Origin of the sequence: Streptomyces sp. NPDC049577, from assembly GCF_040675635.1 — a bacterium.
Classification (GTDB): domain Bacteria; phylum Actinomycetota; class Actinomycetes; order Streptomycetales; family Streptomycetaceae; genus Streptomyces.
Genome location: NZ_JBFAPH010000253.1, coordinates 1 through 9,083 on the forward strand (window position 1 = coordinate 1; position 9,083 = coordinate 9,083).

Sequence of the window (9,083 nt, forward strand, 5' to 3'; positions counted from 1 at the left end):
CGATCTGGTCCAGCTCGGTGAGCACCTCGGCCGGCTCCAGGTCGAGCATGGCGAGCGTCCGTACGTCGACGAGCGAGGCCAGCTGCCCGTACACCGCCCCGGCGGCCATCTGGGTGGCGAAGAAGAGCCCGGAGGCCAGTCCGGCGTTGGCGTTCACCGCCTCCAGGGAGCCGGCCTGGGCGGTCGGGAAGACCGCGCCGACCCCCAGCATGACCAGGGCCATCCCCGCCGTGAACGCGGCCGGGCTCATGGGGAGGCAGAGGGCCAGCACGACCAGGACGGTCGCGGCCGCGCCGGCGCACAGCCCCGCGCCCCGGGTCATGGCCTGCGCGGACCGGCGGCCCGCCAGCCGGCGGGCGGCGGTGCTGCCGGCGACGTAGCCGAGCACCACGCAGCCGTAGGCCGCCGCGAAGCCGACGGGGCTCATCCCGAGCCGCCCCTGGAGCAGGAGGGAGGAGAGCATGGTGAAGACCGAGTAGCCGCACCAGGCGAGGCTGATGGCGATGGCCGCCGAGCGGAAGCCCGGGTTGCGCAGGGCGTCCGCGTAGCCGCGGCGCACCTGGGCCGCGGACAGCCGTACGGCCGCGCCGGGAGCAAGGGTCTCGGGCACGGCCCGGGCCACGGCGGCCAGGACCGCGAGCCCCGAGACGAGCATCACGGCGAAGGCGGCCCGCCACGATCCGTGGGAGACCAGCAGTCCGCCGATCACCGGGGCGACGGCGGGGGTGACCGCCAGCCCGGTGGACAGGTACGTCAGCGCCGCGACCCGCCGCTCCGGCGCGAGGACGTCCTTGACGATCAGCCGGGCCACCACGGTCCCGGCGCAGCCGCCGAACGCCTGGAAGAAGCGCAGCACGTCCAGCTGCCAGACGCTGCCGGCCACGATGGACCCCGCCGTGACGACGGCATAGAGGGCGAGTCCGGCCAGCAGGACCGGGCGCCGCCCGAAGCGGTCGGCGAGCAGGCCGGCCAGCAGCATGCTCAGCGCGTAGCCGGCCATGTAGGCCACCATCGTCTGCTGGACCGCCGCCTCGCCCGAGCCGAGGTCGTGGGCCATGCGGGGCAGGGCGGGCACGTACAGGCCGACCGCCAGCTGCGGCAGACAGACCAGGGCGACGAGCACGCCGGTCAGGACCTTGGCCGGGGGCGCGGGCCTCACGCCGCCACCTCCAGGGGAGCGGCGGAGTGCCGGTCCGCCGGCGGGATGCGCAGCAGGCCGGCGAGGCGCTCGGCCTGGCGGGCCACCATCTCCATGGAGCTCGTGTAGTAGAAGGTGCCGGCTGTCAGGTTGCCGATGATGCGGATCCGCGGGTCGCTCCTGCCGTCGGCACCGACCAGTGCCTGGTCGGGAGTGACGGTGAGGCCGCCGTAGCGGTGCGGGCGGGCCAGTCCCTGGTTGACCAGCGAGGCGGTCAGCGGCATGGCGCGCAGTCCGCCGACGCCGGGGTCGGGGCCGACGGCGCTGATGACGACGTCGAACTCCTGGACGTCCGGGGCCGGGCGGTCAGCGGCGAGCACGGTGTAGAAGGGGCCGTTGGCATAGGCCCCGACGTGCAGCAGGCCGCCGCGGACGTGCAGCGCGCCGGCGTCCATGAGGTCCAGCAGCAGCCGGGCGTTGACCGGCGGCATGGGGTTGCGCAGATTGGTCAGCGGCCGGTGGTAGCGCTGGAACAGCAGGTTCCGGGCGTCGGGGCGGAGCAGCCGCCAGGCGTGCTCGACGGCGGGGTTGGTGGCGGCCAGCACCTGCTGCCAGGCCGCGATGTCCTGCTGCTCCCCCGCGAGCTGGGCGCGCAGCACCTCGTCGGCGGCGCCGGCGCGGCGGGCCCGGCGCAGGATGCCGGCCAGGGGCGGCAGGTGGGGCCCGGCGTCGCGTTGCAGCAGCTCGGCCAGGTCGCGCAGGTCCAGGCCGGGGCGTCCGGCGGCGCGCTGCACCAGTCGCTCGGGGGTGAAGTGGGTGAGCCGTACGGGCGGCAGGGCGGCGCGCACGCGCGGCAGCATGCCGGTGCGCGAGAGCAGGTGCACCGGTCCGCGGTGGCCGGAGCCGCTCAGCGCGATGGCGATGTCGACGGCGGCCAGGCCGGTGCCGAGCACGGCGACGGAGGCGCCGGACGGCACGGCGGCCAGCAGCCGGGTGAGCGGGAAGGGCTCGCGGTGGTAGTCCGGGGCGCCGTGCAGGTGGTAGAGGTCGGGCTGCGGCGGGTTGCCCATGGCGAGCACGAGTTCGTCGACGGTCCAGTCGCGCCGGGAGCGTGTGATCAGCCGGATCGGTTCGGTGGGCAGCAGGTTGACGACCTCGTCGTGGACGAGGTCGACGGCGGTGCCGAGGGCCCGCAGGCGCCGTACGGCCGTGGCGAACCGTTCCCGCAGATAGCCGCCGAAGACCCCGCGTCCCGGGAAGGGGTCGCCGTCCGTCCCGTTCTCCAGCCGCCAGGTGGCGAAGTGCCGCAGGTCGGTGGAGGAGACCGACATGTGGTCCGCCTCGCGGTTGATGCGGGCGCTGTCCAGGTCCTCCTGGTAGACGGCGCCCGGGCCGGGGATGCCGGACCGCTCGAAGACGACGATGTGCCGGGGTAACCGGCCGTCGGCGGTGTCCGGGTGCGCTGTGCGTTCCGCCTGTTCGGCGAGGGCGTGCAGGAGGGCGGTGGCGGCACCGCCCGCTCCGACGACACCGAGCGAGGACGGGCGGGGCGCGTGGGGCATCGGGGGTGGCGCTGAGTCGACGCGGCTCATGGGGGTGGCTTCTCCTTGTGGGAGGCGATTGGCGACGGCTTGGCGATGGATTGACCGGCGATTTACCAGACATGGTGGCCGCCCTCCCGGAGATTCCATGTCAAACGGTTACGAATCCGTCAGCTCCGGGTGCCCCGGGCGCGCGGCCGCGCGCGGACGTGCATGCGTTCGCCCTGCGGTCCGAACAGGCTGAGGATCTCCACCGGGGTCTGTCCCGTGCTGCCGAACCAGTGCGGCAACCGGGTGTCGAACTCGGCGGCCTCGCCCGGCGCGAGCGTGATGTCGTGGTCGGCGAGCGTCAGCCGCAGCGTCCCGCTGAGTACGTACAGCCACTCGTACCCCTCGTGCGTGCGGGGTTCAGGGGTGCTGCGGCCGGTGGGGATGACCATTTTGAACGCCTGGAGTCCGCCGGGCTGCCGCGTCAGCGGCACCACCGTGGTGTCCCCGCGCTCGACGGGCTTGAGCCGTACGCGCGGGTCGCCGGCCGGTGGCGCGCCGACCAGCTCGTCCAGGGGCACCTGGTGGGCCTGGACGATGGGCAGCAGCAGTTCCAGGCTCGGCCGGCGCTGCCCGGTCTCCAGGCGGGACAGCGTACTGACCGAGATCCCGGTGGCCGCCGACAGCGCGGCGAGGGTGCAGCCGCGCTGCCGGCGGATGCGTCTGAGCCGCGGGCCGACGGCGGCGAGTACGTCTTCCATGGCCCCATTGCAGGAGGTTTTTGCCGGAACGGCAACAACCTTTGCCCACCGCCCCGGCGCGGGCGCATGGTCGGCCCATGAACGACTTCGACTGGGCCGCGATGGCCGACCTGCTGGAGCTCGAGGGCGAGACGCACAGCCCCTATGTGCGGCAGGCCCTGCGGGAGCTGGAGCACCTGACGCCCCGTCGGGTGATGGACATCGGCAGCGGGCCCGGGGTCACCGCCTGCCGGCTGGCGGCGGTGTTCCCGGACGCCGAGGTCGTCGCGGTGGACGGGTCGCCGGAGCTGCTGGCCCGCGCCGAGGCGCGGGCCGGGCGGCTGGGCGTGCGGCTGCGGACCCGGGTGGCCGGCTTCCCCGAGGGGCTCGCGGACCTCGCGGCGGAGGCCGGGCCGGCGGACCTGGTGTGGTCCGGGCAGGTCGTGCACCACGTCGGCGACCAGCAGGACGCGCTGCACCGGCTGGCCGGGCTGCTCGCGCCCGGCGGTGTGCTGGCGATCGTCGAGGGCGGACTGCCGCCCCGCTGGCTGCCGCGCGACCTGGGCTTCGGCCGTCCCGGGCTGCAGGACCGGCTGGACGCGGTGCAGGCGGACCGGTTCAACCGGATGCGCGCCGAGCTGCCGGGGTCGGTGGCGGTCGTCGAGGACTGGCCCGGGATGCTGCGGACCGCGGGACTCACCGAGGTGCGGAGCAGGACCTTCCTCGTCGACCACCCCGCTCCGCTGCCCGACGGGCCCCGGGCCTCGGTGCGGCGGCAGCTGGAGCGGTACCGCACGGTCCTCGGCGAGCTGCTCGACGCCGAGGACCTGACGACCCTGGACCGGCTGCTGGACCCGGACGCCCCGGAGGGCGTCGACCGGCGCACGGACCTCTTCCTGCTGACCGCGAAGACGGTCCACTTCGGGCAGCGGCCGGGCCTGTCCGGCGGATCATGACGGACGTGCCGGTGGCGGTGACCGCGCGTTCCGCCGGACCGCGGCTGCCCGGTGACGATGCGCCCGACAGCCGCTAACCGCCCATCATCCGCAGCATCCGTGCCCCGCCCGTGCGGAAGAACCGCACCAGCAGCACCCCCGCTCCCGTCAGGAACACCAGGTTGAGGACGGTCGTGTAGTTCCACCGCACACCGCCCATCGGCACGTCCGCTCCCCCGCGCTCCGGCACCAGGCCCAGCGCGCCGAACAGGAACTCCACCGCGTAGCCCGCCGCCACCGTCGCGGCGTAGAAGGTGCCCAGCAGGAAGAGCGCCGTCCGGCCGCCGTAGTACTTCCGGTAGATGCCGAGGATGGGCGGGATCAGCAGATCGGCGAAGAGGAACGCCACGACGCCGCCGAAGCTGATGCCGCCCTTCCAGAGCACCGCGGCCAGCGGCACGTTGCCGATGGAGCAGACGAAGGAGGCGATCGCCACGACGGGGCCGACGAGCGGCCCCCACAGCCGGGCGGCCACCGGGTTGCCCTCGAAGAAGAAGGACTGCCAGAAGGAGTCGGGCACCCACGCGGCGACAGCGCCGGCGATCAGCAGCCCGGCCGCCAGGTCGCGCAGGATGGCGGCCCACTCCATGACGAAGACGTGGGCGACGGCGGTGAAGCCCTCGGCCGAGAACAGCCGGCGCGCGAGCGAGCCGCCGCGCCGTACGGACATGTTCATCGCCGCGTGGCCCTCCATCGAGCCGGTCAGCCCCCGCTCGGCCTGCTCCCGGGCCGTGCGCAGCAGGCGCTCGCTCAGGAAGAGCCGGAAGAGCACCGCGAGCACCGCGATCATCAGCGCCCCGCCGGTGAACTCGGCGGCGGTGAACTGCCAGCCCATCAGCAGCGCCAGCAGCACGCCCAGTTCCACCACCAGATTCGTGGAGGCGATCTCGAAGGCCATCGCCGCCGTGAAGCCGGCGCCCCTGAGGAAGAGCGAGCGCGCCAGCGCCACGGCGGCATAGGAGCACGACGAGGAGGCCGCGCCCAGCCCGGCGGCCAGTGCGAGCGTGCGGGGCCGGTCGTCGCCGAGCAGTCCGACGACGGTCTCGGTGCGCGCCACGGCCTGGACCACGGCCGACAGGGCGAAGCCCAGGATCAGCGCCCAGGTGATCTCCCAGGTCATGGAGCCGGCCAGGGACAGGGCGTGCAGCAGGGCGTGCCCCGGGCCGGGGCTCACGGGCGCCTCGTGACGGCAGCGGGCGGCAGGGACGGTTCGGCGGCGGCCGCGCGGTCGCCGCGCAGCAGCAGCGCCACGGCGGCGGCCGCCCCGAGCAGGACGAGCGCCCCGCAGCGCAGTGCCAGTTGCAGGCCGTCGACGAACGCCTCCTCCACCCAGACCCGCCCGGCCGCGGCCATGGGGCCGGCGGCGGGGGTGTCCAGGACGGCGGCGGCACCGTGCCGGATGACGGACCCGGCCAGGTCGTGCGCGAGCCCGTCCGGCACTCCCGCCGCGGTCGCCCGCTCGTAGAGGGCCGGGCGCATCCGGCCGGTGAGGATCGCGCCGAGGGCGGCGACGCCGACCACCCCGCCGAGTTCGCGCAGGGTGTCCATCAGGGCGGACGTCATGGCCGTCCGGCTCGCCGAGGCGCGCTGCACGGCGGCGATGACGGCGGAGACGAAGGTCAGGCCGACGCCGGCGCCGAGGACCGGCAGCAGCCAGCCGTAGCCGCCGTACGCGGCGTACCGGTCGTACCGGCTCAGTCCCAGCAGGGCGACGGCGCACAGCAGCAGGCCGCTCATGAGCGGCAGCCGGGCTCCTTGGCAGGCGGCGAGCGCGCCCGCCGCCGGTGCGGCCAGGACGATGAAGGCGGAGGAGGTGAGGAAGACCAGCCCGGCGCCCGTCGCGGACCAGCCGAGGACGTTCTGCAGGTACAGCGTCAGGAAGAAGACGCTGCCGAACAGTCCCAGGCCGGCGGTGAAACAGGCCAGCGAGGCGGCGGCCGGCACCCGCTCGCGCAGCAGCCGGACGTCCAGCATGGGGGCGGGCGCGCGGTACTCGGCCACGACGAAGGCGGGCAGGGCGAGGGCCGCCAGGGCGAGCGTGGCGAGGACGGCGGGTGCCGTCCAGCCGTCGACGGGGCCCTGGACCAGAGCGTGGATCAGGCTGCCGAGGCCGGTCACGGCGAGGACCTGGCCGGCGGGGTCCCAGCGGGCCGGCGCCGGCGGCACGCGCGGCAGGACCCGCGGCGCGAGGAGCACCACGGCCACGCCCACCGGGACGTTGATCCACATGACGCTGCGCCAGCCGAACGCGTCGACGAGCGGCCCGCCGATCGTGGGCCCGAGCGCCACGCCGAGCCCGGCGGCGCCCCCGCGCACGCCCATGGCGCGGGTGCGGCGGACGGGATCGGCGAAGACGTGCCGCAGCAACGCCATGCTCGCCGGCATCAGGACGGCCGCGCCGATTCCCTGCACGACCCGGCCGGCCACCAGGGTGGCCCAGTCCGGCGCGAGCGCGCTGCAGGCCGAGCCCGCGCAGAAGACCAGCATCCCGGCGACGAAGGCGCGCCGCTGCCCGAGCCGTTCCCCGAGCACGCTGCCGGAGAGCAGACACGCGGCGAACGTCAGGGTGTAGGCGGCGACCACCCACTGCAGCCCGCTGACACCCAGCCCCATCTCGGCGCCGACGCGGGGCAGGGCGTTGTTCACGGCGAGGTTGTCGAGCATGGCCATGAACACCGCGCAGGACACGACGGCGAGCGCGGTCAGCGGCCGTGCGCGGCCGTGCGCGGGGGAGCCGTTCACCCGGGAGTCCCTTCGTCGCCGGGGCCGCCGGCGGCCCGGTACAGGCGGAGCAGTCCGAGGTAGTTGCGGCTGTGGGCCGCGATGAGGGCCTTGTCCTCCTCGGTAACCTCGCGCACGACGCTCGCGTGCGGTCCCGCGACGAGCGAGTGCGGCGGGACGTGCCGGCCCTGGGGGACGACCGTGCCCGCGGCCACGATGCTGTACGGGCCGACGCTCGCCCCGTTGAGCACGACGGCCCCCATGCCGACCAGCACGTCGTCCGCCAGCCGGCAGCCGTGGAGCGTGGCGTTGTGGCCGATGGAGACGCGGGCGCCGACGCGCACCGGGAAACCGGGGTCGGCGTGGAGGACGGCGCCGTCCTGCACGTTGCTCTCCTCGCCGAGGACGATGTCGTCGCCGTCCGCGCGCAGCACGGCGTGGTACCAGACGCTGGCCCGGGCCGCGAGCCGTACCGAGCCGACCAGGACGGCCGTGGGCGCGACGAACGCGGAGGGGTCGGCGGCGGGCGAGCGGCCCAGCACCGGCACGGCGAGGAACCCGGGGGCGGGGCGGCCGGGGAGGGGGTGGGAAGTTGCGTGTTCCGGGGCGGTGGTCATGCTTGCGGCGCTTCCCGTGACGGCCGGGAGACATACACGGCATCCCCCACATGGATGGTTCCTGGGGCCTTTCACCGGACGAGCGGGCATCGGAGCAGGTGAGTGACAGTCGTGACGTCCGGCCCTGAGGAGTCTTTCCGTGGTGTCCTCCCGCGAATCCACCGCCGAATCCGCCGCCGAACCGGTCGCCGTCGTCGGTGCCGCGTGCCGGCTCCCCGGCGGTATCAGCAGCCTCGACGGGCTGTGGTCCGCGCTGTGCGAGGGCCGTGAACTGATCGGGCGGGTGCCCGCCGACCGGTTCGACGCGGCCCGCTGGGTCGATCCCGAGCCGGGGCGCCCGGGCAAGGCGTACACGGCGGCCGGCGGCTTCCTGCCGGACGTGCGCGGCTTCGACGCCGGGTACTTCCGCGTCTCGCCGCGCGAGGCCCGGAGCATGGACCCCCAGCAGCGGCTGCTGCTGGAGATGGCGGTCGAGGCCCTCGACCACGCGGGCATCGCGCCGGCCTCGCTCGCCGGTTCGGACGCCGCCGTGTACGTGGGGACGTCCACCCAGTCCTTCGCCTTCCTCCAGGGGCTCGACCCCCGGTCGGCCGACGCCTACACCATGACGGGCGGGGCGAGCTGCAACACCGCCAACCGGGTGTCGCACTTCCTGGATCTGCGCGGGCCCAGCCTGGCGGTGGACACCGCCTGCTCCTCGTCCCTGTTCGCCCTGCACCACGCCTGTGAGGCGCTGCGCACCGGACGCAGCGGCCTGGCGCTGGCGGCGGGCGTCAACGTGCTGCTGAGCCCCTACGAGTTCATCGGTTTCGCGAAGGCGTCGATGCTCTCCCCCACCGGCCGCTGCCGGCCGTTCTCGGCCGAGGCCGACGGCTATGTGCGTGCGGAGGGCGGCGGCCTGCTCGTCCTGAAGCCGCTGAGCGCCGCCGTGCGCGACGGGGACCGGGTGCACGCCGTGATCCTGGGCAGCGGCGTCAACGCCGACGGGCGCACGCCCGGCCTGGCGCAGCCCAGCGCGGCGGCCCAGGAGGCGCTGCTGCGGGAGGTGTACGCGACGGCCGGGGTCGCGGCGGACGAGCTGGTCTACCTGGAGATGCACGGCACCGGCACACCCGTGGGCGACCCGGTGGAGTGCCGCGCGGTGGGCCGGGCGCTGGGCAGCCGGCGCGCCCCCGGGCGGCCGCTGCCGGTGGGGTCGGTGAAGAGTCATCTGGGGCATCTGGAACCGGCCTCGGGGATGGCGGGACTGCTCAAGGCCCTGCTCGTGCTGCGCCACGGCCGGGTGCCCGCGAACCTCGGCGCGCTGCCGCTCAACCCCGGCATCGACTTCGACGCCCTAGGGC

At 74.9% G+C, this 9,083-nt stretch carries 8 protein-coding genes; 2 read left to right on the forward strand and 6 right to left on the reverse strand.

From position 1 onward, the window contains the following. The 3 genes from AB0K09_RS24135 to AB0K09_RS24145 all read right to left on the reverse strand — a co-directional run. Positions 1 to 1,159: multidrug effflux MFS transporter (locus AB0K09_RS24135; RefSeq protein ID WP_366067462.1), on the reverse strand; the 1,159-nt coding region annotated here is incomplete at its 3' end. Continuing rightward, positions 1,156 to 2,730, reverse strand: a complete 1,575-nt coding sequence (locus tag AB0K09_RS24140; RefSeq protein ID WP_366067463.1) for an FAD/NAD(P)-binding protein — start codon at positions 2,728 to 2,730, stop codon at positions 1,156 to 1,158. The genes AB0K09_RS24140 and AB0K09_RS24135, both read right to left, overlap by 4 nt. 119 nt (positions 2,731 to 2,849) lie before the next feature. Continuing rightward, a complete protein-coding gene (locus tag AB0K09_RS24145; RefSeq protein ID WP_366067464.1) occupies positions 2,850 to 3,428 on the reverse strand; it encodes an XRE family transcriptional regulator in 579 nt (192 codons plus the stop codon). 77 nt (positions 3,429 to 3,505) lie between these two features. On the opposite strand from AB0K09_RS24145, the gene AB0K09_RS24150 reads away from it, so the two are divergent. Continuing rightward, complete coding sequence (locus tag AB0K09_RS24150) at positions 3,506 to 4,363, forward strand: methyltransferase (protein WP_366067465.1); 858 nt, start codon at positions 3,506 to 3,508, stop codon at positions 4,361 to 4,363. A gap of 73 nt (positions 4,364 to 4,436) precedes the next feature. Here the strand turns inward: AB0K09_RS24150 and AB0K09_RS24155 are convergent, their stop codons facing one another. From AB0K09_RS24155 to AB0K09_RS24165, 3 genes are read right to left on the reverse strand one after another with little or no spacing between them, the layout of a single operon-like run. Next, entirely contained in the window at positions 4,437 to 5,576 is a 1,140-nt protein-coding gene (locus AB0K09_RS24155; RefSeq protein ID WP_366067466.1) for a permease, read from the reverse strand. Next, the gene (locus tag AB0K09_RS24160) at positions 5,573 to 7,144 is read right to left on the reverse strand and encodes a DHA2 family efflux MFS transporter permease subunit (RefSeq protein ID WP_366067467.1); all 1,572 of its coding nucleotides are present in this window, start codon (positions 7,142 to 7,144) and stop codon (positions 5,573 to 5,575) included. The genes AB0K09_RS24155 and AB0K09_RS24160 overlap by 4 nt, the downstream gene beginning before the upstream one ends. Then, positions 7,141 to 7,740, reverse strand: coding sequence for a gamma carbonic anhydrase family protein (locus AB0K09_RS24165; RefSeq protein WP_366067468.1), 600 nt, complete (start codon positions 7,738 to 7,740; stop codon positions 7,141 to 7,143). The genes AB0K09_RS24160 and AB0K09_RS24165 overlap by 4 nt, the downstream gene beginning before the upstream one ends. Positions 7,741 to 7,882: 142 nt before the next feature. Here AB0K09_RS24165 and AB0K09_RS24170 point away from each other — a divergent pair. Beyond that, positions 7,883 to 9,083, forward strand: a 1,201-nt coding sequence (locus AB0K09_RS24170; RefSeq protein WP_366067469.1) for a polyketide synthase, incomplete at its 3' end; no start/stop codon positions are given.